The organism is Elioraea tepidiphila DSM 17972, from assembly GCF_000378465.1.
Taxonomy (GTDB): Bacteria; Pseudomonadota; Alphaproteobacteria; order Acetobacterales; family Acetobacteraceae; genus Elioraea; species Elioraea tepidiphila.
In genome coordinates this window covers 163415-186902 of the sequence record NZ_KB899911.1, presented here as the reverse complement: position 1 = coordinate 186902, position 23488 = coordinate 163415, and the positions used below count along the sequence as shown (strand labels likewise).

Annotated in this window: 24 protein-coding genes and 1 tRNA gene; 15 read left to right on the top strand and 10 right to left on the bottom strand. The window is 73.5% G+C overall.

What is annotated here, in order from left to right; genetic code table 11:
* Positions 1-92: 92 nt before the first annotated feature.
* Together F563_RS21300 and trpE are read left to right on the top strand one after the other, a co-directional pair.
* Positions 93-1976: a peptidylprolyl isomerase gene (locus F563_RS21300; RefSeq protein ID WP_019013060.1), complete on the top strand. Its 1884-nt coding sequence runs from the start codon at positions 93-95 to the stop codon at positions 1974-1976.
* A complete protein-coding gene (gene trpE, locus F563_RS0102465) occupies positions 1973-3487 on the top strand; it encodes an anthranilate synthase component I (protein ID WP_026299267.1) in 1515 nt (504 codons plus the stop codon). The genes F563_RS21300 and trpE overlap by 4 nt, the downstream gene beginning before the upstream one ends.
* Before the next feature lie 58 nt (positions 3488-3545).
* On the opposite strand, the gene F563_RS0102460 is transcribed toward trpE, so the two are convergent.
* The 5 genes from F563_RS0102460 to F563_RS0102440 form a co-directional block, all read right to left on the bottom strand.
* Positions 3546-3977 (bottom strand): hypothetical protein, encoded by a 432-nt coding sequence (locus F563_RS0102460; RefSeq protein WP_019013058.1) that lies wholly within the window; start codon positions 3975-3977, stop codon positions 3546-3548.
* 12 nt (positions 3978-3989) lie between these two features.
* Complete coding sequence (locus F563_RS0102455) at positions 3990-4796, bottom strand: hypothetical protein (RefSeq protein WP_156825034.1); 807 nt, start codon at positions 4794-4796, stop codon at positions 3990-3992.
* 70 nt (positions 4797-4866) lie between these two features.
* Positions 4867-6093: an amidase gene (locus F563_RS0102450; RefSeq protein ID WP_019013056.1), complete on the bottom strand. Its 1227-nt coding sequence runs from the start codon at positions 6091-6093 to the stop codon at positions 4867-4869.
* A gap of 62 nt (positions 6094-6155) precedes the next feature.
* A complete protein-coding gene (locus F563_RS0102445) occupies positions 6156-6350 on the bottom strand; it encodes a hypothetical protein (protein ID WP_019013055.1) in 195 nt (64 codons plus the stop codon).
* The gene (locus F563_RS0102440; protein ID WP_019013054.1) at positions 6347-8698 is read right to left on the bottom strand and encodes a heavy metal translocating P-type ATPase; all 2352 of its coding nucleotides are present in this window, start codon (positions 8696-8698) and stop codon (positions 6347-6349) included. Before F563_RS0102440 ends, F563_RS0102445 begins: the two co-directional genes overlap by 4 nt.
* A 98-nt stretch (positions 8699-8796) precedes the next feature.
* Between F563_RS0102440 and F563_RS0102435 the strand changes: the two genes are divergently transcribed.
* From F563_RS0102435 to F563_RS23700, 6 genes are read left to right on the top strand one after another with little or no spacing between them, the layout of a single operon-like run.
* The gene (locus tag F563_RS0102435; RefSeq protein ID WP_026299265.1) at positions 8797-9396 is read left to right on the top strand and encodes an anthranilate synthase component II; all 600 of its coding nucleotides are present in this window, start codon (positions 8797-8799) and stop codon (positions 9394-9396) included.
* Positions 9393-10433, top strand: coding sequence for an anthranilate phosphoribosyltransferase (gene trpD / locus F563_RS0102430; RefSeq protein ID WP_019013052.1), 1041 nt, complete (start codon positions 9393-9395; stop codon positions 10431-10433). Before F563_RS0102435 ends, trpD begins: the two co-directional genes overlap by 4 nt.
* Entirely contained in the window at positions 10430-11227 is a 798-nt protein-coding gene (gene trpC, locus F563_RS0102425; RefSeq protein ID WP_019013051.1) for an indole-3-glycerol phosphate synthase TrpC, read from the top strand. The genes trpD and trpC overlap by 4 nt, the downstream gene beginning before the upstream one ends.
* A complete protein-coding gene (gene moaC, locus F563_RS0102420) occupies positions 11224-11700 on the top strand; it encodes a cyclic pyranopterin monophosphate synthase MoaC (protein ID WP_019013050.1) in 477 nt (158 codons plus the stop codon). Before trpC ends, moaC begins: the two co-directional genes overlap by 4 nt.
* Complete coding sequence (locus F563_RS0102415) at positions 11700-12908, top strand: molybdopterin molybdotransferase MoeA (RefSeq protein WP_019013049.1); 1209 nt, start codon at positions 11700-11702, stop codon at positions 12906-12908. The genes moaC and F563_RS0102415 overlap by 1 nt, the downstream gene beginning before the upstream one ends.
* 56 nt (positions 12909-12964) lie before the next feature.
* The gene (locus tag F563_RS23700; RefSeq protein ID WP_019013048.1) at positions 12965-13831 is read left to right on the top strand and encodes a tetratricopeptide repeat protein; all 867 of its coding nucleotides are present in this window, start codon (positions 12965-12967) and stop codon (positions 13829-13831) included.
* Between the two features lie 21 nt (positions 13832-13852).
* Here the strand turns inward: F563_RS23700 and F563_RS0102405 are convergent, their stop codons facing one another.
* Positions 13853-14185 (bottom strand): hypothetical protein, encoded by a 333-nt coding sequence (locus F563_RS0102405; protein WP_019013047.1) that lies wholly within the window; start codon positions 14183-14185, stop codon positions 13853-13855.
* Between the two features lie 93 nt (positions 14186-14278).
* Here F563_RS0102405 and F563_RS24655 point away from each other — a divergent pair, with 93 nt between their 5' ends.
* Positions 14279-14851, top strand: coding sequence for a hypothetical protein (locus tag F563_RS24655; RefSeq protein WP_156825033.1), 573 nt, complete (start codon positions 14279-14281; stop codon positions 14849-14851).
* A 253-nt stretch (positions 14852-15104) separates the two neighbouring features.
* The gene (gene lexA / locus F563_RS0102395; RefSeq protein WP_019013045.1) at positions 15105-15809 is read left to right on the top strand and encodes a transcriptional repressor LexA; all 705 of its coding nucleotides are present in this window, start codon (positions 15105-15107) and stop codon (positions 15807-15809) included.
* Here the strand turns inward: lexA and F563_RS0102390 are convergent.
* Positions 15803-17419, bottom strand: coding sequence for a bifunctional metallophosphatase/5'-nucleotidase (locus tag F563_RS0102390; RefSeq protein ID WP_019013044.1), 1617 nt, complete (start codon positions 17417-17419; stop codon positions 15803-15805). The genes lexA and F563_RS0102390 overlap by 7 nt on opposite strands.
* A gap of 69 nt (positions 17420-17488) precedes the next feature.
* On the bottom strand, positions 17489-18487 hold the full coding sequence (locus F563_RS0102385) for a lipid A deacylase LpxR family protein (RefSeq protein ID WP_162140558.1): 999 nt from the start codon (positions 18485-18487) through the stop codon (positions 17489-17491).
* A 59-nt stretch (positions 18488-18546) separates the two neighbouring features.
* Between F563_RS0102385 and F563_RS0102380 the strand changes: the two genes are divergently transcribed.
* The 3 genes from F563_RS0102380 to F563_RS0102370 all read left to right on the top strand — a co-directional run bounded on the left by F563_RS0102380 (position 18547) and on the right by F563_RS0102370 (position 20489).
* Positions 18547-18634: transfer RNA gene (locus tag F563_RS0102380), tRNA-Ser, on the top strand.
* Positions 18635-18685: 51 nt separating this feature from the next.
* A complete protein-coding gene (locus F563_RS0102375; RefSeq protein ID WP_019013042.1) occupies positions 18686-19192 on the top strand; it encodes a CoA-binding protein in 507 nt (168 codons plus the stop codon).
* A gap of 4 nt (positions 19193-19196) precedes the next feature.
* Positions 19197-20489, top strand: coding sequence for an O-acetylhomoserine aminocarboxypropyltransferase (locus F563_RS0102370; protein ID WP_019013041.1), 1293 nt, complete (start codon positions 19197-19199; stop codon positions 20487-20489).
* Positions 20490-20505: 16 nt separating this feature from the next.
* Here the strand turns inward: F563_RS0102370 and F563_RS21285 are convergent, their stop codons facing one another.
* Positions 20506-21846 (bottom strand): sodium-dependent transporter, encoded by a 1341-nt coding sequence (locus tag F563_RS21285; protein WP_019013040.1) that lies wholly within the window; start codon positions 21844-21846, stop codon positions 20506-20508.
* 36 nt (positions 21847-21882) lie between these two features.
* A complete protein-coding gene (locus F563_RS23690; protein WP_019013039.1) occupies positions 21883-22290 on the bottom strand; it encodes a DUF3175 domain-containing protein in 408 nt (135 codons plus the stop codon).
* Positions 22291-22644: 354 nt separating this feature from the next.
* Between F563_RS23690 and F563_RS0102355 the strand changes: the two genes are divergently transcribed.
* Together F563_RS0102355 and F563_RS0102350 are read left to right on the top strand one after the other, a co-directional pair.
* Positions 22645-23214: an HPF/RaiA family ribosome-associated protein gene (locus F563_RS0102355; RefSeq protein ID WP_019013038.1), complete on the top strand. Its 570-nt coding sequence runs from the start codon at positions 22645-22647 to the stop codon at positions 23212-23214.
* 19 nt (positions 23215-23233) lie between these two features.
* Positions 23234-23488 (top strand): hypothetical protein, encoded by a 255-nt coding sequence (locus F563_RS0102350; protein WP_019013037.1) that lies wholly within the window; start codon positions 23234-23236, stop codon positions 23486-23488.

The window sequence follows — 23488 nt, the reverse complement described above, 5'->3', positions numbered from 1 at the left end:
GCGACCCCGCGCAAGCCCGTGCGTTGCCGGGGCCGGCCGGCTGCTCTAGGGTCCGCGCCCGTTCGAGAGCGCCCACGGAGCCGCCGCGCCCGATGCTGACCGCCATCCGCAATTCGCTGAACCACTGGATCGCCAAGGGTCTGTTCCTGCTGCTGATCGTCGCCTTCGCGGTCTGGGGCATCGAGGATTTCGTGCGCGGGGGCGGCGCCGACCGGTCGGTCGCCACGGTGGCGGGCGAGAAGGTGTCGCTCGCCGAGGCGACGGATGCGTACCAGCGCGAGATTTCGCAGCTCCGGCGCAGCTTCGGCGGCCAGTTCGAGCCGACCGAGGAGGTGCGCCGCGCGATCGCGGAAGCCACGGTCGCCCGGCTGGTCGCGCTGCGCGCGATCAGCGCCGAGGCCGCCCAGCGCGGCGTCGTGGTCACCGACGACGCCTTGCGCGCGACCATCCTCTCAGCACCCGGGTTCCAGGGGCCGGACGGGCGGTTCTCGCGGCTGCAGTTCGACTCGTTCCTGCGCAACAACGGGCTGACCGAAGGGCGCTTCCTCGATCTGCTGCGCAGCGATCTCGCGCGCCAGCAGCTCGTGGGCTCGGTGCGCGCGGGGGCGGCGGCACCGCAGACGCTCGCGCGCGCGGTGCAAGCCTTCCACGCCGAACAGCGCGTGGCCGATCTCGTCGAGCTGCCCCTGATGGCCGCCCCCGCCCCGCCCGAGCCGACCGAGGCGCAGCTCGCGCGCTTCCACGAGAACAATGCCGATCTGTTCTCCGCGCCCGAGTTCCGCCAGTTCGACCTCGTCCTGCTCTCGCCCGAGGATGTCGCGCGCGAGATCCGCCTCTCGGACCGCGAGCTGCGCGAGGCCTTCGAGGAGCGGCGCGCCGAGTTCGCCACCCCCGAGCGCCGGCGCATCGCCCAGGCGGTGGTGCCCGACCGCGAGGCCGCGCGCGCGATCGCCGAGGCCTGGCGCGCCGGCGCGGACTTCGCCGCGATCGCGGCCCAGGCCCAGGCGGCCGGCGGCAGCGCGATCGAGCTCGGCCTGATCGACCGCTCCGGCCTGCCGCTGCCCGAGCTCGCCGATCCGGCCTTCGCCGCATCCGCCGGCGCCGTCACCGATCCGGTGCAGAGCCCGTTCGGCTGGCACGTGCTGCACGTCGCCGCGATCGAGCCAGGGCGCGAGCAGGGCTTCGAGGCGGTGAAGGACGAGCTCGCGCGGATCGTCGCCCTCGAACGCGCAGCCGACCTGATCTATGCGCGCGCGAACCGGATCGAGGACAGCATCGCCGAGGGCATCCCGCTGACGGAGGTCGCGCGGCGGCACGAGTTCAGGCTCATCCAGGCGACGATGGATGCCGAAGGCCGCGACCCCGACGGCAACCGGATCGAGCTCGGCCCGGAGGCCGGGGAGATCATCTCGGCCGTGTTCGAGTCCCGGATCGGCGAGACCACCCGGCTCAGCGAGACGCGTGGCGGGGTGTTCTACGCCGTGCATGTCGGGTCCGTGACCCCGCCGGCGCTGCGTCCGCTGGCCGAGGTGGAGCGCGAGGTGCGCGCGGCCTGGGAACGCGCCGAGCGGCGCCGCGCGATCGAGGAGCAGGCCGCGGCGCTGATCGCCGAGACGCGCGTGGGCCGTCCGCTCGACGAGGTGGCGCGCGCGGCCGGCTGGTCGCCCCGCCGCACCGAGCCGTTCACGCGCGATGTGCGCGGCGGCACCTTCCCGCCGCAACTCGCCGCCGCGCTGTTCGCGCTCAAGCGCGGCGAGGCGACGATGATCGAGACCGGCTCGGGCTTCGTGGTGGCGGCCGTCGCGGAGATCATTCCGGGCGCGGCCGAGGGCCCGGCGATCGCGGCGCGCCAGCAGGAACTCGCCGAGGCGCTGGCGGGCGATCTCGAGGCGCAGTTCGTGCAGGCGCTGCGCGATCGCGCCGATGTCCGCATCGTGCCCGGGGCCACCCGCCTGATCGCGGGCGACAGCCCATGAGCCCGAAACTGCCGGATGCGGCGATGTTCCGGGCCCGCTACGAGTCCGGCATCCCGCAACTGCTCTGGACCACCACGGTCTCGGACCTGGAGACGCCGGTCTCGGCGTTCCTGAAGCTCGCCGCCGGAAGGCCGAACTCGGTGCTGCTGGAGAGCGTCGAGGGCGGGGCGGCGCGCGGGCGCTACTCCATCATCATGCTCGACCCGGATCTCGTCTGGCGCGCGCGCGGCGATCGGGCCGAGGTGAACCGCTTCGCGCTGACCGATCCGAACGGCTGGCGCGAGGAGCCGGACGGCGCGCTCGCCTCGCTGCGCCGGCTGCTCGCCGAGAGCCGCGTCGAGGTGCCGACGGGCCTGCCGCCGATGAGCGCGGGCGTGGTGGGCTATCTGGCCTACGACTTCGTCCGCCGGATCGAGCGCATCCCGGAGACCAATCCCGATCCGCTCGGCCTGCCCGACGGCATCCTGATGCGCCCGACGATCGTCGCGGTGTTCGACACGGTGGCCGACACGCTGACCTTCGCCACCACCGTGCGGCCGCAGCCGGGGATCGACGCCGAGACCGCGCGCGCCGCCGCCGAAGCCCGCCTCGCCGCGGCCGCCGCCGCGATGGCGCGGCCGCTGCCCCCGCCACCGGCCGCGCCCGCCTCGCCGCCCGATCTCGGCGCCGTGCGCAGCAACATGACCAAGGAGCAGTACAAGGCGGCGGTCGCCAAGGCGGTCGAGTACATCCACGCGGGCGATGCGTTCCAGATCGTGCCCAGCCAGCGCTTCGCCGTGCCCTTCGCCCTGCCGCCCTTCGCGCTCTATCGCTCTCTGCGCCGGCTCAACCCCTCGCCGTTCCTGTTCTTCCTCGATTTCGGCGGCTTCGCGATCGTCGGCTCCTCGCCCGAGATCATGGTGCGGCTGCGCGAGGGCACGGTCACGATCCGCCCGCTCGCCGGCACCCGCCCGCGCGGCGCGACGCACGAGGAGGATCTCCGCCTCGAACAGGACCTGCTGAACGATCCGAAGGAGCGCGCCGAGCATCTGATGCTGCTCGATCTCGGTCGCAACGATGTCGGCCGGGTCGCCGCGATCGGCACGGTGCGGGTGAAGGAGCAGTTCACGATCGAACGCTACAGCCACGTCATGCACATCTCCTCGCATGTCGAGGGGCGACTGCGGCCGGGGCTCGATGCGGTGGATGCGCTGATGGCGGGATTCCCGGCCGGCACGCTCTCGGGCGCGCCGAAGGTCCGGGCGATGGAGATCATCGAGGAACTGGAGCCCGAGCGGCGTGGAATCTATGGCGGCTGCATCGGCTACTTCGCCGCCGGCGGCGACATGGACACCTGCATCGCGCTGCGCACGGCCGTGGTGAAGGACGGCACGATGTACGTGCAGGCGGGTGCCGGCGTGGTCGCGGACAGCGACCCCGAGACCGAGTACCAGGAGACGGTGCACAAGGCGCGCGCACTCATCCGCGCGGCCGAGGAGGCGGTGCGCTTCGCCGCAGGTGCGGGGCGGTAGAGGTTTCCCCGCGCGCCTCTTCGCCTGATCAGGGTCGTTCCCCCGATCGGGATCCGCCCTACCCCTTCACCTTCTTCACGACCGCCTTGCCGAGATCCTTCGCCGGCTCCTTCAGCACGTCCTTCAGCGTGTTGACGGCGGGCTTCAGCCCCGCCGCGTTCCTGGTCGCGATCGCCGAGGCGACGGTCAGCAGCGCGGCGCCGATCGCGATCGCCTGGCGCACCTTGCCGATATCCTTGATCGCCTTGCGCGCCCGCCTCGTTTCGCGGTTGATCGCCTCGATGCTCGTCTCGGCCTCGGCGAGCAGCGCGCCGACCGCGAGGGTGCGGATGCGCGCGGCCTGGCTCTGCAGGTCCCAGGCGAGGTCCTCGAGCTCGCGCACCTCGTCCTTGGTCAGCGTCTCGTAATCGGCCATCAGCCGGTCCATCACCGCCTTGGCCGCCTCGCCCATCTCGCGGGCGACGTCGAAGCCGTCGGTCACCTCGGGCATCGCACCCCTCCCCTAGAGCACCGCGGTCCTGAGCAGGCGGCCGATGGTGCGGAGCTGGCTGTTCACCGCGCGGATCTGGCGCAGCGTCTCCTCGGCCGAGAGCCGGTCGCGGTTGTCGTGGAGCGTCTGATGCCCCTCGCCGATCCGGCGCATCGCGGCGATGAAGCCGTCGCGCGCGGCCGCGCGCGCATCGATCTCGGCCAGTCGCTGCATGCGCCACTCCCGCAGCGCCCTGATTCCCGCCGGATCGGAGGCGCGGCGGATCGTCAGATCGTAGGTGAACGCCGCGATCTGGCGTTCCTCGGCATCCTCGGCGGCGAGCCCCTCGGCGAAGCGGATCAGCCGCGCGGTGATGTCCTGCACCGGCGCGTTGCCGGCCTCGATCATGCGGCCGAGTTCGTGCTGGCGCCAGCGCGCGGTCACGGCGCGCGCGACGATGTCGCCGAGCGCCTGCACGCGCGGTCGCATCGCCGCATCGAACAGCCCCGCCTTCTGCGCGGCCTCGGCGAGCGGCGCGGTCGAGACCGAGACCGTGGCATCGTCGGCGAGATCGCCGAGCGCGGCCATGTAGCCGGTCAGCGCCGTGTGCAGGGCGATCAGCCCCTCGCGCAGCTCCGCGCGGTTGCCCACCTCGACAGGGCGCTCGCGGTAGAAGGCGAGCCGGTCGCCATAAGTTGCGTAGCGCTCGACCAGGCCGCGATAGTCCGCCGTGCCGGCGGCGAGGCGCGAGAAGTCGCGCACGGCCGAGAGATCGGTGCAGGCGGCGAGCGCGAGGAGCGATGCCGCAAGCACCCCGCGGAGCGTGGCCCCTATCCGCATCGTCTCTCCCTCCCGGCCGAGATGTCGAACCCTACACGATTTGATAACGAGATGCAACGGTTACGCCGTCTCAGGCGGGCTCGCCGATGCCGAGCGTCTCGGCGGCCGCCTGAGCGAAGGCGAGCAGGGCGCGGTCCCGCCCCGGTGCGGCGAGCAGGCTGAGCCCGACCGGGGCGCCGTCCACCCGCGCGACCGGCAGCGTCACCTCGGGCGCGCCCGAGAACCCGCTGATCGAGGTGACGCCGATCGTCTGCTCGCGCACGGCCATGATCTCCTCGGTCGAGGAGGAGAGCAGCGGCGCGGGCACGGGCGAGGTGGGGAACACCAGCACCCCGCCGCCGCCGAGCAGGGCGCGGATGCGCGCGCCGGCGACCGCGCGCACATGCCGGCCCCAGGCGGTCTTCGCGGGCGGCTGGTGCGGCGCGGTGTCGAACCGCCCCTGCACCGTGGGCGAGAGCTTCGGCTTCACGCCGTAGACCCACGGACCGAGCGCGGAGAGGTTCTCCTCGTTGTTGCAGGCCCGGAACGCATCGAAGAAGGTGTGCAGCCCCTCGACCGCGACCTCCACCTGCGCGGCGCGGCCGAACCGCGCCTCCAGCCGTTCGAGGGCAGGCGTGAGCGCGTTGGCCACGGCGGGGGCAGCGTTCATCCACGCCTCCTCGACCTTGAGCAGGGGCCCGAGCGCGCCTTCGCCGCCGGGCGGCAGCAGCACCTCGCCGACGCGGCGCAGCACGCCCGCGTCGCGCGCGAACCAGCCGACCGTGTCGAAGGAGGGGCCGAGCGGCAGCACGCCGCAGGGGTTCACCGCGCCCCAGCTCGGGCGGATGCCGAACACGCCGCAATAGCTCGCCGGGATGCGCACGGAGCCGGCGGTGTCGGAGCCGAGCGCGAAGTCGAACAGCCCGGCCGCCAGCCCCGCGGCCGAGCCGCAGGAGGAGCCGCCGGGATAGCGGTCGGGACAGACCGGGTTGGTCGGCGTGCCGTACCAGAGATTCTCGCCGGTCAGCCCGGCGGCGAGCTCCACCGTCTTGGTCTTGCCGACCATCGAGGCCCCCGCCTCGACCAGCATGGTGACGCAGGGCGCGGTGATCGAGGCGGGCGGATGGGTGCGTGCCCAGTCGGGGTTGCCGAAGGTGGAGACGTGGCCGGCGACGTCGAACAGGTCCTTGAGCCCGAAGGTCAGGCCGGCGAGCGGCCCGGACGCCGCCCCCGCGATCGTCACGCGCGGCCCCGGCATGAAGGCGCCGACGGGATCGCCCTCGTCCTTCGCGGCGCGCCGGCTCGTCCTGGTTGCCATCTCCACCTCCCTCGCTGTCCGTCGCCGATCCTGGCAGAGCCCGCGCGGACGCGCAGCCCCTGTCAGGGCACGGCGGCGAAGATCGCGCCCAGCAGCGCGTCGGCGAGGAAGGCGCCGGGATAGGCGAGCGCTGCGCCGAGCAGCAGCAGGAGGACGAGCCGCCGTCCGCCGTGCCCGAGCGCAGCGGCGATGCGCGCGATCCGGCCCGGACGCCGGGATCGACGCGGTGCGGTGCGGCGCGGCTTCGCCTTCCTCATGCCCTCCGTTTAGCGCGTCCGAGGCGGCGAAGCAGCAGCGCGTTCGTGACCACCGAAACGGAGGAGGCCGCCATGGCCGCACCCGCGATCACGGGCGAGAGGAAGCCCAAGGCCGCGAGCGGGATCGCGGCGGTGTTGTAGGCGAAGGCGAAGGCCAGGTTCTCGCGGATCTTGCGCAGCGTGGCGCGCGCGATCCGGATCGCCTCGGGCACCAGCAGCGGGTCGGGCCGCATCAGCGCGATCCCGGCGGTCTTGAGCGCCGCGTCCGTGCCGCCGCCGACGGCGATGCCGAGATCGGCCGCGGCCAGCGCGGGGGCGTCGTTCACCCCGTCGCCCACCATTGCGACCCTGCGACCCTCAGCCTTCAGCGCGAGCACGCGATCGGCCTTGTGCTCGGGGCTCACCTCGGCCTCGACCCGGTCGATCCCCACCGCGGCGGCGACCGTGCGCGCCGGCGCCTCGGCATCGCCGGTGAGCAGCACCGGCAGCAGCCCGAGCGCGCGCGTCTCGGCCACCGCCTCGGCAGCACCCGGCCGCAGCGTGTCGGCGAGCGCGAGCGCGCCGAGCACGCGCGGCCCTTCGGCGAGATACACCGCGGTCGCGCCCCGCGCCTCGTGCTCGGCGGCGAAGGCCGCGAAAGGTGCGGGATCGGCGCCCGCCTCCGCCATCATGCGCCGGTTGCCGAGCGCGAGCGTGCGGCCCTCGACGCTGCCCGATACCCCCCTGCCCGGCACGGCGCGGAATCCCTCGACCGCCGGCAGGGCGAGTCCCCGCTCCTCCGCCGCCCGCAACACGCCGTGCGCCAGCGGATGCTCGCTGCCCTGCTGCAGGGCAGCCGCGAGGCGCAGCGTGTCGGGATCGCCCGCCACGGCGATCACGGCGTGCCGACCCTCGGTCAGCGTGCCGGTCTTGTCGAACACCACCGTGTCGAGGCCGCGCGCGCGTTCCAGCGAGGCCGCGTCGCGGATCAGCACGCCGCGCCGCGCGGCGGCCCCCGTGCCGGCGACCAGCGCCGCCGGGGTCGCGAGGCCGAGCGCGCAGGGGCACGCGATCACCAGCACCGAAACGGCGTTGACGATCGCGGTCTCGTGCCCGGCGCCGGCGATCAGCCAGGCTACCAGCGTGACGAGCGCGATCGCCAGCACCACGGGGACGAACACGGCCGAGACGCGATCGACCAGCGCCTGCACCGGCGCCTTCGTAGCCTGGGCCGACTGCACGAGCCGCATGATGCGCGCGAGCACCGTGCCCTCGCCGGCGGCAGTGACGCGCACCGTGACCAGCCCCGCGCCGTTGACGGCGCCGGCGGTCACCGGGTCGCCAAGCGACTTCGCCACGGGACGGCTCTCGCCGGTGATCATCGCCTCGTCGGCTTCGGTCTCGCCCTGCTCGACCACGCCGTCGGCCGGGAAGGACTCGCCGGGGCGCACGCGCACCCGATCGCCGGGCCGCAGCAGCGCGGCGGGAACGCGCTGCTCGGTGCCGTCCGGGGCGATCCGTGCCGCCGTCTCGGGGCGCAGCCGGCGCAGCGCCTCGATCGCCTCGGATGTGCCGCGTTTCGCGCGCGCCTCCAGCCACTTGCCGAGATGCACGAGCGTGATGATCACCGCTGCGGCCTCGAAATAGAGCGGGCCGCCAGCAATGAGATGCCAGACAGAGAGCGCGAAGGCCGAACTGGTGCCAAGCGCGACGAGCTGATCCATGTTGCCGGCACGCGCACGCAGGCCCGCCCAGGCCGCACGGTAGAAGCGGGCTCCGCCGATCGCCTGCACCGGTGTCGCGAGCAGCAGTTGCAGCCAGGCCGGCAGCAGGTGATGGCCGGCGAGATGGAACGCCATGTCCACCAGGAACGGCGCGGTCAACACCGCGCAGAGGATCAGCACCGCCGTGCCGGTATCGAACCGTTCCGCCGCGGGCGCGCCTTCCGCCGAGGCGCTGTAGCCGGCGGCCACCACGGCAGCGATCAGCGTGTCGGCATCCGCCGCACCGCGCGCGACCCGCACCTCGGCGCTGTTCGTCGCGAGGTTCACCGCCACGCCGAGCACGCCCGGCACGGCCGCAAGCGCGCGCTCGACCCGGCCCTGGCACGAGGTGCAGGACATGCCGCCGATGCGCAGCACGACCCGCTCCTCGGGCACGCCGTAGCCCGCAGCAGCGATCGCCGCGGCGATGTGCGCGGCATCGGTCTGGCCCGGGTCGTAGGCGACCTCGGCCGTCTCGGCGGCAAGGTTCACGGTGGCGCGGGCGACGCCCGGCACGCCGGCGGCCGCGCGCTCCACGCGGCTCGCGCAGGAGGCGCAGGAGAGCCCCGAGAGGGGCAGGGTCAGGCGCGGCAGGGTCGTGTCCATGCCGCCATTCTCGCATCCTCCCGGGGGGGATCAAGGAGGGGGGATGGCCCGGGCCCCGTTGACCCGCCTTGCGTGCGCGGCCCATCCTCCGCCCCGCCATGCTGCTGCTCATCGACAACTACGACAGCTTCACCTTCAATCTCTTCCACTTCCTGGGCGATCTGGGGGCGGAGACGGAGGTGGTGCGCAACGACGCGATCAGCGTCGCCGAAGCGCTCGCCCGCCAGCCCGACGCGATCGTGCTGAGCCCCGGCCCCTGCGATCCGGACAAGGCCGGGATCTGCCTCGACCTGATCGCCGCCGCCGCCGAGGCGCGCCTGCCGCTGTTCGGCGTCTGCCTCGGCCACCAGGCGATCGGCCAGGCCTTCGGCGGCAAGGTCGTGCGGGCTCCGGCGCCGTGGCACGGCAAGGTGGACAGCGTCAGCCATGGCGGCACCGACATCTTCGAGTCCGTGCCCTCCCCGTTCCGTGCGACGCGCTATCACAGCCTGATCGTCGATCGCGACACCCTGCCCGACGCGCTGGAAACCACCGCGGTGAACGAGGCCGGGATCATCATGGGGATGCGGCATCGCGACTTGCCGATCTTCGGCGTGCAGTTCCACCCCGAGTCCATCGCCTCCGAGCACGGCCACCGGATCCTCGGCAATTTCCTCGCGATCGCGCGCAAGCTGAACCGCGTGCCGGAGCCGGCATGAGCGATGGGTCGCTGCCGTCCCTGAAGCCGGTGATCGCGCGGCTCGCCGAGGGCGAGGCGCTGAGCGAGGCCGAAGCCGAGGCCGCGTTCGACACGCTGATGGCGGGCGAGGCGACGCCGGCGCAGATCGCCGGCCTGCTGATGGCCTTGCGCGTGCGCGGCGAGACCGTGGACGAGATCACCGGAGCGGCGCGGGTGATGCGCGCGCGCATGAGCGCGATCGCTGCCCCGGCAGGCGCGATCGATGTCTGCGGCACGGGCGGCGATGCCCAGGGCACGGTGAACATCTCCACCACCGTCGCCTTCGTGGTGGCGGGGTGCGGCGTGGCGGTCGCCAAGCACGGCAACCGCGCGATCTCCTCGCGCTCGGGCGGCGCGGATGTGCTGGGCGCGCTCGGCGTGACGATCGACGCGCCGTTCCCGGTGCTGGAGGAGGCGCTCAAGCAGGTGCGCGTCGCGTTCCTGATGGCGCCGCGCCACCACGCGGCGATGCGCCATGTCGCGGGGCCGCGCGTGGAGCTCGGCGTGCGCACGATCTTCAACGTGCTCGGCCCGCTCGCCAACCCCGCGCGGGTGAAGCGCCAGCTGGTCGGCGTGTTCGGCCGGAAATGGCTGCGTCCGCTCGCCGAGACGCTCGGCCGGCTCGGCGCCGAGCGCGCCTGGGTGGTGCACGGCTCGGACGGGCTGGACGAACTCACCGTGACGGGCGAAAGCCACGTCGCGGAGTGGCACGAGGGGCGGGTCCGCGAGTTCACGGTGAAGCCGGCCGATGCCGGGCTCAAGCTTGCCTCGCCGGCGGCGCTGAAGGGCGGCGATGCGGCCGAGAACGCCGAGGCGCTGCGCGCGGTGCTGGGCGGGATCGCCGGGCCGTATCGCGATGCCGTGCTGCTGAACGCGGCCGCGGCGCTGATCATCGCCGGCCGCGCGGGCGACCTGAAGGAGGGCGTGGCGCTGGCGGCGAAATCGATCGATTCCGGGGCGGCGCGCGCGGCGCTCGACGCGCTGATCGCGATCACCCGCAGCGAGGGCCGGGCATGACCGCCTTGCCGGATGCGCTCGCGCGGATCTGCGCCCGCACGCGCGAGGACGTGGCCGTGCGCAAGGCCGCCCGCCCCGAGGCCGCGCTGCGGCGCGAGGCCGAGGCCGCCTCCCCGCCGCGCGGCTTCCTCGCCGCGCTGCGCCGTGCCGCCGCCTCCGGGCGGATGGGGCTGATCGCCGAGATCAAGAAGGCCTCGCCCTCGGCCGGGCTGATCCGCCCCGACTTCGACCCCCCTGCCCTGGCGCGGGCCTATCGCGACGGCGGAGCGGACTGCCTCTCGGTGCTGACCGACGCGCCGTTCTTCCAGGGCGCGCCCGAATACCTCGTCGCGGCGCGCGCGGCGGTCGATCTGCCGGTGCTGCGCAAGGACTTCATGCTCGACCCGTGGATGGTGCTGGAGGCGCGCGCCATGGGGGCGGACTGCATCCTGCTCATCATGGCCTGCCTATCGGACGCGGAGGCCGCCGCGCTGGAGGCCGCGGCCGAGGCGCTCGGCATGGACGTGCTGGTCGAGGTGCATGACGAGGCGGAGCTCGACCGGGCGCTGAAGCTGCGCACACCCCTGCTCGGGATCAACAACCGCAATCTCAAGACCTTGAAGACCGATCTTGCGACGACCGAGCGGCTCGCCGCACGGGTCGGACCCGAGCGGTTCCTGGTCGCGGAGAGCGGCATCCGCACGCCCGCGGATGTCGCGCGCATGCGGGCGGCCGGCGCGCGCGCGCTGCTGGTCGGCGAGAGCCTGATGCGCGAGCACGATGTGGCGGCCGCGACGAAGGCGCTTCTCGCATGAGCGGGCTCACCCATTTCGACGCCCAGGGCAACGCGGTGATGGTCGATGTCTCGGCCAAGGCCACGACCGAGCGCACGGCCACGGCGAAGGGCCGGGTGGTGATGGCACCCGAGACGCTCGCCGCGATCACCGGCGGCGCGATCAAGAAGGGCGATGCGCTGGCGGTCGCCCAGCTCGCCGGCATCATGGCGGCCAAGCGCACCTCCGAGCTGATCCCGCTCTGCCACCCCCTCCCGCTCACCTCCGTGAAGGTCGCGCTGACCCCGAACGCGGCCGAGCACGCGGTCGAGATCGAGGCGACCGTGAAGACCGCCGGCCAGACCGGCGTGGAGATGGAGGCGCTGACCGCCGTCTCGGTCGCCGCGCTGACGCTCTACGACATGGTGAAGGCGATCGATCGCGGCCTGCGCATCGAGGCGGTGCGGCTCACCCACAAGGCGGGCGGCAAGTCCGGCACCTACGAGGCGGCGTGATGCTGTCGGTCGAGGAGGCGCGCGCGCGGATCGTCGCCGCGCTGAGGCCCGTGGGGACCGAGTGGGTCAACATCGCGGACGCGTGGGGTCGCGTGCTCGCCGCGCCCGTGACCGCCCGGCACGACAAGCCGCTCGCCGATGTCTCGGCGATGGACGGCTACGCCGTGCGCGGCGCCGACTGCGCCACGGTGCCGGTGCGGCTCCGCGTGATCGGCAGTGCCCCGGCAGGCCACCCTTTCGCCGGCACGGTCGGCCCGGGCGAGGCGGTGCGGCTGTTCACCGGCAGCGTGATCCCGGTGGGCGCGGATGCGGTGATCATCCAGGAGGACACCGATCTCGGGCAGGACACGGTCGAGGTCCGCTTCGCCCCGCGCCCCCGCCAGCACATCCGCCGCCGCGCCGGCGACTTCGCCGCCGGCGACACGCTGCTCGCCCCCGGCCGGCGCCTGACCGCGCGCGACATCGGCATCGCCGCCTCGGCCGACCGGCCCTGGCTCGCGGTGCACCGCCGCCCGCGCGTCGCGATCCTCTCCACCGGCGACGAGGTCGCGCGCCCCGGCGAGCCGGTGCCGGCGGGCGGCGTGATCTCGTCGAACAGCCTCGCGCTCGCCGCGATGGTGCGCGCCGCGGGCGGCGAGCCCATCGATCTCGGCATCGCGCCGGACGACCTCGACACCATCGCCGAGGCCGCGCGCGGCGCCACCGGCTGCGACCTGATCGTCACCTCGGGCGGGGCCTCGGTCGGCGCGCATGACCTGGTGCGCGACGCGCTCGCCCCCGCCGGGCTGGAGCTCGCGTTCTGGAAGATCGCGATGCGGCCGGGCAAGCCGTTCATGTTCGGCCGGGTCGGTTCGACGCCGCTGCTCGGCCTGCCGGGCAACCCGGTCTCGGCGCTGGTCTGCGGGCTGCTGTTCCTCGTGCCCGCGATCGAGAAACTCGCCGGGCTGCCGGGCGAGGCGCCGCGTCCCGTGCGCGCGATCGCCGGCGCGGCACTGAAGGCGAACGACCACCGCGCGGATCATCTGCGGGCCGCGCTCGCGCGGCAGGAGGACGGTACGCTGGTCGCGACCCCCTTCCCGGTGCAGGACAGCTCGCTGATGGCCGGGCTCGCGCGCGCCGAGGCGCTGATCCTGCGCCCGCCGCACGCGCCGGCGGTGGCGGAGGGCGAGGCCGTGGAGGTGCTGCTCCTCGGCGGGCGCGACATCTGAGCCTCGCGCCCGGGCCGCGCTGGCAACCATCCGCGCCTCGGCGCATTGTTCCGCCGATGCGTCCCGGCGTCGTCCTCACCCTGCTGCTCCTGGCCGCCCCCGGCTGCGCCTGGATCGAGCGCGAGTTCGCACCACCGCCGGAGCGCGAATCCGAACCCTCGCCGGCCGAGCGCGATCGCGCACGGGCCGAGGCGCTCTATCGCGAAGGCATCCGGTTGATGAATCCGCCGCCGGGCGGCACGGCCGACCCGGACCGCGCGGCGCGGCTGATCGAGGAGGCGGCGACCCTCGGCCATCCCGACGCGCAGATGCTGTTGGCGGCGAGCTACCTCTACCGTCCGGACGGCACGCGCAATCCGGCCGTGGCGGCGCCGTGGCTCGAGCGCGCGGCACGGCAGGGGCATGTCGAGGCGCAGCTTCAGCTCGCGCGGCTGATCGAGGCGGGCGACGGCGTGCCGCGCGAGCCCGCCTGGGCGGCCGTCTGGTTCCAGCGCGCCGCCGAACGCGGCAGCGCCGAGGCGCAGTTCGCGCTCGCGCTGATGCAGATCGCCGGCGCCGGCACCGCGCGCGACGAGGCCGAGGCGCTCGCCCGCCTGACGCTCGCCGAGCGCGGCGGCGTGACCGCGGCGACGCGCTACCGCGAGGCGCTGGAAGCCCGCGTTCCGGCGGAGGACGCCCAGGCCGCGCTCGCCCGGATCCAGCGCCAGGCCGCGCGCGGCGGCGTGCCGGCGGTCGATCGCCCGCTGGTGCGCTTCGCCCAATCGGCCCTGGTGACGCTCGGCCTCGATCCCGGGCCCGTCGATGGGCTCGATGGGCCGAACACGCGCGCGGCGCTGCGGCAGTTCGCCGCGCGCGAGGGTGTCACCGGGGCGGCGCCCTATGCGCCGGCGATGATCACGCGCCTGCGCGAACGGATGCGTTAGCGCCCCGCCGCTTCTCCTGCGCTATCCGCCCCAGGGCCCGGAGCGGTGGTCGCCGCGATGATCGACATGATCGCCGCGCTGGTGCCCCCAATGGTCGCCGCGCCCGACCACGCCGATCGCGGGATTGGTCGGCGGCAGGCCGAGCAGCGAATCCACCTGGGCCACCACCGCTGGACTGAGCGGCTTGTTGGCCGCGTCCTTCAGCTGCTGCGAGCGGGCCGCGGCGATCGCCGCATTTCGCGCGGCGATCTCGGCGCGCGTGCTGGTCGGCATCGCGAGTGCCGCGAGCATGGCCTGCTCGTAGGCGGCGATCCGGCCGACCTGCGAGTGCGGCGCGGCGTTCGCGCGCGCCACCGGCGAGGCATGGGCCGCGTTCAGCGCGCCGAGCGCGCTCGCCAGCGACCCGTGATGCGGCCCCGGGCCGCGATGCCCCGGACCCGGGCGGCCGTGGTGATCGTGCCCGCGATCGGGACCACGCGCATGGTCGCGCCCGCCGCGGCCGCGATCGTCATCCCGGCCCCAACCGCGGCCGACATCGTCGCCGCGCCCCCGGCCATGCGCGCCCGGGCCGTGTGCGTGGCCGCCGCGGCTCCCGCCGTGAACATGACCGCCGTAATGGTCGCCGCGCCCGCCAAAGCCATGATCGCCACCGCGACCGCCGCCTCGGCCGCCGGCATTGGCCTGACCGCCATGCCCTGCGGGGCCTCCGGCATGGGCGCCACCGCCCCGACCGCCGTGATCACCGCCGCCCCGACCACCGCCATGGTCACCATGGCCGCCGGGACCGCCAGCCTGACCGGCGCCGTGGCCGCCGCCACCTCCATGACCGCCGCCACCTCCATGACCGCCGCCACCACCCTGGCCGCCGCCATTGCCGCCGCCGCGCGCCCAGGCCCCGAGATCACCGGAATCGGGCTTCGGCAGTGGGCCCAGGGCGAGCGCGCCGCCGGCCAGAAGGATCACCGACAGGCGCAGGCCGCACGAGGTCCTGAAACGCATGATGACGCTCCCTCGGTGTGACGCACGGGGCGATCAGCCGATTCGCCGGTGCACGGAGGCGCCGGCGAAGGGGCCGTCACTCCGACGCCATCAGGCTATTCCCCGGATTGGCGCCGGGCAATGACGGAGCGATGGCCGAAATGCGTCGGCGCTGTTCCGGGGATTCCGACCAGGCGCGCGAAACCGCTTGCCCCGACGCGGAGCACGGACATAGAACATCCGGCAGGTTGCCGGTTTGTTCCGGCCACCAGCCTGGGAAGGAGAACCGCCGGTCATGCTGACCCGCAAGCAGCACGAGCTCCTGATGTTCATCGACCGGCACCTGCGCCAGACCGGGTTCTCGCCGTCGTTCGAGGAGATGAAGGAGGAGCTCGGGCTGAAGTCGAAGTCGGGCATCCACCGGCTGATCACCGCGCTGGAGGAGCGAGGGTTCATCCAGCGCCGCGCCCACCGCGCCCGCGCGCTCGAAGTGATCCGCCTGCCCGAGACCGGAATGCGCGCCCGCGAGGCCGCCCAGGTGCCCTTCGCGCCCAACGTGATCCGCGGCAACTTCGCCCCCCAGATCGCCGGCGCCCGCCAGGCGGCGGAGGCCCAGGCGGTCTCGCTGCCGCTCTACGGCCGGATCGCCGCCGGCCTGCCGATCGAGGCGCTGCGCGATTCGAGCGAGACCATCGACGTCCCCTCCGCCCTGCTCGGCGGCGGCTCGGAGCACTACGCGCTGGAGGTCGCGGGCGACTCGATGGTGGATGCGGGCATTCTCGACGGCGACACCGCGATCATCCGCCGGGCCGATACCGCGGAGAACGGCGCGATCGTGGTCGCGCTGATCGACGACACCGAGGTGACGCTGAAGCGGCTGCGCCGGCGCGGCAACTCGATCGCGCTGGAGCCGGCCAATCCCCGCTACGAGACCCGCATCTTCGGCCCCGACCGGGTGAAGGTGCAGGGACGGCTGGTGGCCCTCTTCCGCCGCTACTGAGCGCGCGCGATCCGGCCATCGGTCGCCGGCGTCACGGGGCTCCGCCGCGCGAGCCAGGCTTCGAACACCTCCTCCAGGTTCGGCCCGCTGTCATAAGGGTCGATCGCCCGGTCGCGCAGCACCGCGTAGTTGTCGCCACCGCGGCGGAGGAAGTTGTTGGTGACGACGGTGTAGAGGCGCTGGTCGTCGAGCGGCGCGTAGCCGCCTTCGGCCGTGCGCACGCTGACAGACACGAGCCGCTGCCCTGGCGGCGCCTCGGGCCGCCAGGTGAAGCGCAGCCCCGCCACCTGCGGGAACCGCCCCGCGCCCTGCTCCACGCCCGAGAGGCCGTTCTCCAGCGCAGCCCGGATGTCCGCGCCCGAGAGCCTCAGCGTGGCGAGCGTGTTGGCGAAGGGCAGCACCGCCAGCACGTCGCCCCAGGTCACGGGGCCGGACGGCAGGCCCGCGCGCAATCCGCCACCGTTCTGCAAGGCGATCGTTGCGCCGCCTGCGCGCCCGGCCTCCAGCATCGCCTCGGCGACCAGGTTGCCGAGCGCGCATTCGCCGCGCCGGCACTCGGCGTTCGTCACCCCCTCTTCGAGCGTGCCGATCACGCGCGCGCGCAAGGCGGCGAGTGGCTCGGCCAGCCGCGCGACCAGCGCCTCGACGCCCGGATGGTGCGGATCGGCGAAGCCGAGCTCGCGCGCATCACCGGAGGCGGCGAGCACGCGCCCGGAACGGTCCAGATCGAGATCGAGCCGGCCGAGATAGCGATTGTTGGCGCCCGCCTGCACGACCGGCACCGCGAAGCCGGACGCGCCGTGGACGGGCAGCGGATAGCGCCCCTCCGCGCCGTCGGCTGAGTTCGACAGCAGCGTGTGGCTGTGCCCGCCGACCACGGCGGAGAGGCCCGGCACCGCGGCGGCCAGCCGCTGGTCGAGCCCGAGCCCGACATGGGTGAGCGCGATCACGACCTCCGCACCGGCCGCCCGCGCCGCCTGCACACCTGTGCCGAGGGCCGCCACCTCCTCGCCGAAGCGCACACCCGGACCCGGCGAGGAGATGCGTGGCGTATCGGCGGTGGTCAGCCCGACGATGCCGATCCGCGCGCCGCCGCGCGCGATCACGGTGAACGGACGGATGAGCGGCGCGAGCGCCGGCTCGCCGGTCGCGTCGATGTTCGCCGACAGCAACGGACAGGCGAGCGACGCGGCGAACCGCGCCAGCACCGGCGGGCCGTTGTCGAACTCGTGGTTGCCGACCGTCATCGCGTCGTAGCCGATCGCGTTCATCACCTCCCGTTCGGCCTCGCCGCGCCAGTGCGTGTAGAACAGGCTGCCCATGAACTGGTCGCCGGCATCCAGCGTCAGCACGATGCGCCCCTCGGCCCCGGCGGCGGCGCGTTCCGCGACCAGCGCGGCGGCGAGCCGGGCGCTGCCGCCGAAGCAGCTTCCCGCCTGCTGCTCCTCGGCACGACAGGCGGCACCCAGACGGTTGATCGGCTCGTGACGGCTGTGCACGTCGTTGGTGTGCAGCACGGTCAGGCGCAACGGTGCCTGGGCGCGCACGAGCGCGGGTGCGGCGAGCGCGGCCGCACCTGTCGAGAGCAGCAGGCGGCGGGTCAGGCGCATGGCGGCCTCCGGGTCGAGGACGCCAGTCTAGCGCCCGGGAGCCCCCCCGCCAGCACGGTTCCGTGACAGTCAGAAACGGAACGACAGGCTCACCGAACCATATTGCGCCATGCTCGGTTGGCCGCGGAACTCGCGGCCGCGGAACGTATGCGTGTAGGAAAGCCGCGCCCAGGGCATGATCAGCACCGCGCCTGCCGTGCCCTCGCCGACCAGCGGAATGCGGTCCACGCGGCGGCTGTCGCGCCAGGTGTTGCCGTCGAGAAAGATGTCGCGCGCGACCGCCCTGCCCTCGACCCCGGCGAACACGTACCAGCCCCACTGACCGTCCGGCTGGAAGAACGCCGAGCCCGCGAGCGAGGGGCGGATGCGCGGCGGACCGAAATCGGATTGCAGGTTCGACCCCACGCGCAGCATCAGCCCGGCCGAGGCGTAGGTCTGCACGTTGCCGAGACTGCCCGTCAGGCTCGGCACCAGCCCGAGCGCGAGGCCGCGCGGATCGGCCGGGTCGAGCGGCTGGTTGAGCCGCCACTGCCGCGTCAGGATCACGTTGATCCCGGGCTCGTCCTTCAACTGGCTGCGCCAGCCGAGCGCCCGATCGACATTGATCAGGTCGTGGACGTTGTTCTGCACCTGCTCGCCGAGCGCGGACGGCCCGACCATGCCGAGCTGGACCTCGAATGTGCCGAGCGCCTGCTCCGTGTACGAGGTGAGCGTGAAGGCGCCGTAGAGCCAGCCGGCATAGGGACGGTCGTTGGGATCGGGGTTGCGCGCCCGGGTGTCGGCGGGGGTGAACAGGTTCTGGCCCAGCGCGAGGCCCCAGCGCGGCGTGCCGCCCGGCGGGAAGAACGGGGTCGCGACCTCGGACAGCCAGGCGAGCCAGTGGGGCGGGTTGGCCGAAGCCGAACGCCAGGAGAGCTGAAAGCCGCTCGTGTAGTACTTGTCGGTGCCGCCGAAGAGGTCGTTCTCGACCGTCAGGTTGAGCGTGGCGGCGGGATCGGGTGGCGGTGTCTGCTGCGCGAAGCCTGGCGTGGCGAGCGCGGCGAGGATCGGGACAAGGAGGGGTCGCATCAGGCGGGGGATCATGCGATCAGTCCTAACGGCGGGGCCCCGACGCGGTTCCCGCGGCCGGAGGGGTGGCAGAGTGGTCGAATGCGCCGGTCTTGAAAACCGGAGAGCCGCGAGGCTCCGTGGGTTCGAATCCCACCCCCTCCGCCACGCATCCGACGTCTGGCACTGTCCGGCCTGACCGACCCGAGAAGCAGCCCCATGAGCGATCACGACCACTACAGCGACGACCTCCTGCGCGCGATCCTGCGCGAGGTGCGCGTCATCGCCATGGTCGGCGCCAGCCCCGACTGGAACCGGCCGAGCTTCTTCGCGATGAAGTACCTTCAGGCCAAGGGCTATCGGGTCATTCCCGTGAATCCCCGCGCGGCCGGGCAGACCATCCTCGGCGAGACCGTCTATCCCGATCTCGCCGCGCTGCCGGTCACGCCCGACATGGTGGACATCTTCCGCAACTCCGAGGCGGCGGGGCCGCTCACCGACCAAGCGATCGCGCTCGGCGCCAAGGTCGTGTGGATGCAGCTCGGCGTGCGCAACGACGCGGCCGCCGCCCGGGCCGAGGCCGCCGGGCTGCGCGTGATCATGAACCGCTGCCCGAAGATCGAGTACATGCGGCTGTTCGGCGAGCTCGGCTGGCAGGGCATCAACACCCAGGTGCTGACCAGCAGGCGCCGCCCCCTCCCCCGCGCCACCCGGAAACTGATGTGACCCGATGACAGAGCCCCGCAGCTTCGGCTTCGAGACCCGCGCCATCCATGCCGGCGCCGCGCCCGACCCGGCGACCGGCGCGCGCGCTACCCCGATCTACCAGACCACCAGCTTCGTGTTCGACGACGCCGATCACGCGGCGACGCTGTTCAACCTCCAGCAGGCGGGCTTCATCTATTCCCGCCTCACCAATCCGACCGTGTCGGTGCTGGAGGAGCGGCTGGCGAGCCTGGAGGGCGGGCGCGGCGCGATCGCGACCTCCTCCGGCCATGCGGCGCAGCTCGTCGCGCTGTTCCCGCTCATGCGGCCGGGCGACGAGATCGTCGCCGCGCGCCAACTCTATGGCGGCTCGCTCAACCAGATGGGCAATGCGTTCAAGCGCGCCTTCGGCTGGATCACCAACTTCGTCGACGCCACCGATCCCGCAAGCGTCGCCGCCGCCGTCACCGACAGGACGCGCGCGATCTTCGTCGAGAGCCTGGCGAACCCCGGCGGCATCGTCATCGACCTGCGCGCGCTCGCCGACATCGCCGAGGCGTCCGGCGTGCCGCTGATCGTGGACAACACCCTCGCGACGCCCTGGCTCTGCCGGCCGATCGAGCACGGCGCGACACTGGTCGTGCACTCGACGACCAAGTTCCTGTCGGGCAATGGCACCTCGATCGGCGGCGCGGTGGTGGACAGCGGCCGCTTCGACTGGAGCCGCGGCGGCCGCTTCCCCGCCCTCGCCGAGCCCGAGCCCGGCTATCACGGGTTGCGCTTCCACGAGACCTTCGGCGACCTCGCCTTCTCGGTCTATGGCCACGCGGTCGGCTTGCGCGATCTCGGCCCGTCCCAGGCGCCGCTGAACGCCTTCCTCACGCTGAACGGCATCGAGACCCTGCCGCTGCGCATGGAGCGCCATTGCGCCAACGCGCTCGCGGTCGCGCAATGGCTGGAGCGGCACCCGAAGGTGGCCTGGGTCAGCTACGCCGGCCTGCCCTCCAGCCCGTTCCGCGCGCTGGCGCAACGCTACCTGCCGCGCGGCGCGGGCGCGGTGTTCACCTTCGGCCTGAAGGGCGGCTACGAGGCCGGCATCAAGGTGGTCGAGTCCGTGCAGCTCATCAGCCACCTTGCCAATATCGGCGACTGCCGGACGCTGATCATCCACCCGGCCTCGACCACGCACCGCCAGCTCAGCCCCGAACAACTGGTGGCGGCAGGCGCGGGGCCGGAGGTGGTGCGGCTCTCGGTCGGCCTGGAGAGTGTCACCGACATCATCGCCGACCTGGAGCAGGCGCTCGCGCAACTGCCCTGAGGCGATCAGCGATCGGTCACAACAGGCCGAGCCCCCGCGCCATGGCCGCCGCGATCGCCACCGGCAGCAGCGCGCGCAGGCTCCAGAGCCACAGCCAGCCGGAGGCTCCCGTCAGCCCGGCCTCAGCCAGGGCCTCGGCGCGGCGCCAGCGCCAGCCGGCGACCAGCGCGATCGCGATCCCGGAGAGCGGCAGCAGGATGTCGGAGGCGAGGTGGTCGAGCCGGTCGAGGAACGGCGCCTCGCCCGGCAGATGGGGCGCGAGCACGCCGAAGCCGAGCGCCGAGGGCAGAGCGAACACCAGCGCGCCGACCGCAACGGCCAGCGCCGCCGCCGGCCGCCGCCACCGCAGGCGCGCCACGAGCAGCGCGACGGGCACCTCGATCAGCGACACGAGCGACGTCAGCGCCGCGATCACGAGCAGCAGGAAGAACGCCGCCGCGACGAGCCGCCCGGCCGGCATGGCCGCGAACACCTCCGGCAGCACCGTGAACACCAGCGTCGTGCCCTGGGCCGGATCGAAGCCGTAGGTGAAGACGGCCGGGAAGACCACCAGCCCCGCCACCAGCGAGACGGCGGTGTCGCCGAGCGCGATCACCAGCGCCGGGGCCGGCAGGCGCTGGGCGCGCGGCAGGTAGCCGCCATAGGTGACGAGGATGCCCATGGCGAGGCCGATCGAGAAGAACGCCTGCCCCACTGCGGCGAGCCAGGTGCGCGGGCGGGCGAGCGCCGCCCAGTCGGGCCGGAACAGGAAGCCGAACGCCCGGGCCGCGCCATCGAGCGTGAGCCCGTGCAGCGCGAGCCCCACCAGCAGCAGGAAGAACAGCGGCATCAGGATTGCGCTCGCCCGCTCGATCCCGCCGGCGATGCCGAGCGCGACGACGACCGCGCCGGCCGCGATCACCACGGCCGGCCAAAGCAGCGCCTGCGCCGGATCGGCCAGCATGGCAGCAAGCCGCGCGGCGTGATCGACGGTGCCGGGCGGGTCCACGCCGTGCGCGGCAACGTGCCAGAGATAGTTCGCCACCCAGCCCGCCACGACGGGGTAGTAGCCGAGGATGGCAATGCAGGCGGCGATGCCGGGCCAGCCGGCCCAGCGCCAGGGCCGGCCAGGGGAAATGCGGGCGAAAGCCGTGACCGGATCGGTGTGGCTCGCACGGCCGATCGCGAGTTCCGCAATCAGCAGCGGCACACCGATCGCCAGCACACACACGAGATAGGCCAGCACGAAGGCGCCGCCGCCGTTCTCGCCCGCCACGTAGGAGAAGCGCCAGATGTTGCCGAGCCCGACCGCGGCGCCGAGGGCGGCGAGCATGAAGCCTGGCGCGGTGCGCCATTGGCTGGCCTGGTCAGCCGACATGGCGGCGCGATGGCTGGATCGCCGGGACATGCGCCGTCATGCGCGGCGCAGATACGACCAGGCGTCCGGGCCGAGCGGGATCGGCGGCTCGTCCGCGCCGCGGCGCATCACCCAGCCGCGCCCGCTCCGTTCCACCAGAGCCGGGCCGAGCGCGACATGGTGGTAGCGCCCAGGCGCGCGCTCCGCCGGCGGCCGTCGCGGCGCCACGGCACGCCGGTCGCGCAACAGCGCCTTCGCGCGCGCGAGTTCGGCGGCACGCGCGGCCGGCAGCATCCGGCCGGCCCGATTGGCGAAGAAGGTCACCATGCGGATCGCCGCGCCGAGGCCGCCCGGCGAGACCTCCGGCCGCGCCATGGTGGCGGCGATCACCTCCGCGGACTCGGTGAACAGGCCCGGCGGCGGGAAGGTCGAGGCGGTCGCGACGCGGTTCGACCAGCGCCGCACGGCACGCCCCCGCGGACCATCGGACCTTGCTGCCTCGTCCACCCGCCTTGCCATCAGGCACCCGCTGCCGCTGGCCGCACCGGATCACGCGCGCCATCCCGCAGGCCGCGGCCCCGGCGCCGTGTCGGCGCAGGAGCGCATGCGGCGGTCGCCCACTGCGCTGACCGGGATCAACAGGGGCTTCACGCGCGCGTGTGCCGCTCCGTCGGCGCCCGGTGCCGCTGGGTTTGACCGCGATCAAGGCGCCACCTGCCCACGCCGGTAAGGTGACTGACGATGATCTGGCGCGCCCGGCCGGTCCTTCGGACGAAGGGGTCGGGCAGTAGAGATGCGGGACCGCGAGAAGGACACGCCATGACGATCCCCGTGCAGGTCACCTTCAAGGGCATGGACGCCTCGCCGGCGCTGGAAGCGCGCATTCGCGAGAAGGCCGCGCGGCTCGAGCGCTTCGCCGACCGCATCATGCGATGCCACGTCACGGTCGAGGCGCCGCACCGGCACCACCGGCAAGGACAGCTCTACCGTGCACGCATCGAGGTGGTGGTGCCGCGCGGCGACATCGTGGTGACGCGCGAGAGCCCGCGGGATCACGCGCACGAGGATGCCTATGTCGCCGTGCGCGACGCCTTCGACGCGGCCGTGCGCCAGCTCGAGGATCACATGCGCAAGCTGGACGCGCGGGTGAAGCACCACGAGCCGGCGCTGCTGCACGGCCGGGTGGCGCGCTTCGTCGCGGGTGAGCCCTACGGCTTCATCGAGACGAGCGAGGGCCAGGAGGTCTATTTCCACCGCAACAGTGTCGCCGACGGTGCGTTCGATCAGCTCAAGGTCGGCGACCCGGTCCGCCTCGCCATCGCCGAGGGCGAGAAGGGGCCGCAGGCGAGCACGGTGCACCGTGTCGGCAAGCACCACCCGACCTTGTGACGCAGCAGGGAGACGCCCGATGAACGACCGCGCCGCGCCATCCGGCCAGGCCGCGTCCGCGGCCGAGATCCGCGCCATTCTCGGCCCCATCGACGAGACCCTGCTGATCGAGATCCAGCGCACCGGCGCAAGCGCGGCGGAGGTGCTGGAGGCCTTCACCCGGCTCGAGGAGGATGACGCGGTCGGGAAGGTGGTGCGGCGTCCGGCGACCGCGGCCGTGGTCGAGGTCATGGCGATCCTCGATGCCGCGAGGCCCGGGCCGGAGCGCGACTGA

Excerpts from the sequence above, each read along its gene's own strand:
- F563_RS0102375 (WP_019013042.1), top strand. The coding sequence starts at position 18,686 with ATGAGCGATCACGACCACTACAGCGACGACCTCCTGCGCGCGATCCTG.
- F563_RS0102350 (WP_019013037.1), top strand. The coding sequence starts at position 23,234 with ATGAACGACCGCGCCGCGCCATCCGGCCAGGCCGCGTCCGCGGCCGAG.
- F563_RS0102415 (WP_019013049.1), top strand. The coding sequence starts at position 11,700 with ATGCTGTCGGTCGAGGAGGCGCGCGCGCGGATCGTCGCCGCGCTGAGG.
- F563_RS0102440 (WP_019013054.1), bottom strand. The coding sequence starts at position 8,698 with ATGGACACGACCCTGCCGCGCCTGACCCTGCCCCTCTCGGGGCTCTCC.
- F563_RS0102435 (WP_026299265.1), top strand. The coding sequence starts at position 8,797 with ATGCTGCTGCTCATCGACAACTACGACAGCTTCACCTTCAATCTCTTC.
- F563_RS0102450 (WP_019013056.1), bottom strand. The coding sequence starts at position 6,093 with ATGGCAACCAGGACGAGCCGGCGCGCCGCGAAGGACGAGGGCGATCCC.
- F563_RS0102355 (WP_019013038.1), top strand. The coding sequence starts at position 22,645 with ATGACGATCCCCGTGCAGGTCACCTTCAAGGGCATGGACGCCTCGCCG.
- F563_RS23700 (WP_019013048.1), top strand. The coding sequence starts at position 12,965 with ATGCGTCCCGGCGTCGTCCTCACCCTGCTGCTCCTGGCCGCCCCCGGC.
- trpC (WP_019013051.1), top strand. The coding sequence starts at position 10,430 with ATGACCGCCTTGCCGGATGCGCTCGCGCGGATCTGCGCCCGCACGCGC.
- F563_RS0102455 (WP_156825034.1), bottom strand. The coding sequence starts at position 4,796 with ATGCGGATAGGGGCCACGCTCCGCGGGGTGCTTGCGGCATCGCTCCTC.
- F563_RS0102370 (WP_019013041.1), top strand. The coding sequence starts at position 19,197 with ATGACAGAGCCCCGCAGCTTCGGCTTCGAGACCCGCGCCATCCATGCC.
- moaC (WP_019013050.1), top strand. The coding sequence starts at position 11,224 with ATGAGCGGGCTCACCCATTTCGACGCCCAGGGCAACGCGGTGATGGTC.
- F563_RS0102385 (WP_162140558.1), bottom strand. The coding sequence starts at position 18,487 with ATGCGACCCCTCCTTGTCCCGATCCTCGCCGCGCTCGCCACGCCAGGC.
- F563_RS21300 (WP_019013060.1), top strand. The coding sequence starts at position 93 with ATGCTGACCGCCATCCGCAATTCGCTGAACCACTGGATCGCCAAGGGT.
- F563_RS0102460 (WP_019013058.1), bottom strand. The coding sequence starts at position 3,977 with ATGCCCGAGGTGACCGACGGCTTCGACGTCGCCCGCGAGATGGGCGAG.
- F563_RS0102445 (WP_019013055.1), bottom strand. The coding sequence starts at position 6,350 with ATGAGGAAGGCGAAGCCGCGCCGCACCGCACCGCGTCGATCCCGGCGT.
- lexA (WP_019013045.1), top strand. The coding sequence starts at position 15,105 with ATGCTGACCCGCAAGCAGCACGAGCTCCTGATGTTCATCGACCGGCAC.
- trpD (WP_019013052.1), top strand. The coding sequence starts at position 9,393 with ATGAGCGATGGGTCGCTGCCGTCCCTGAAGCCGGTGATCGCGCGGCTC.
- trpE (WP_026299267.1), top strand. The coding sequence starts at position 1,973 with ATGAGCCCGAAACTGCCGGATGCGGCGATGTTCCGGGCCCGCTACGAG.
- F563_RS0102390 (WP_019013044.1), bottom strand. The coding sequence starts at position 17,419 with ATGCGCCTGACCCGCCGCCTGCTGCTCTCGACAGGTGCGGCCGCGCTC.
- F563_RS21285 (WP_019013040.1), bottom strand. The coding sequence starts at position 21,846 with ATGTCGGCTGACCAGGCCAGCCAATGGCGCACCGCGCCAGGCTTCATG.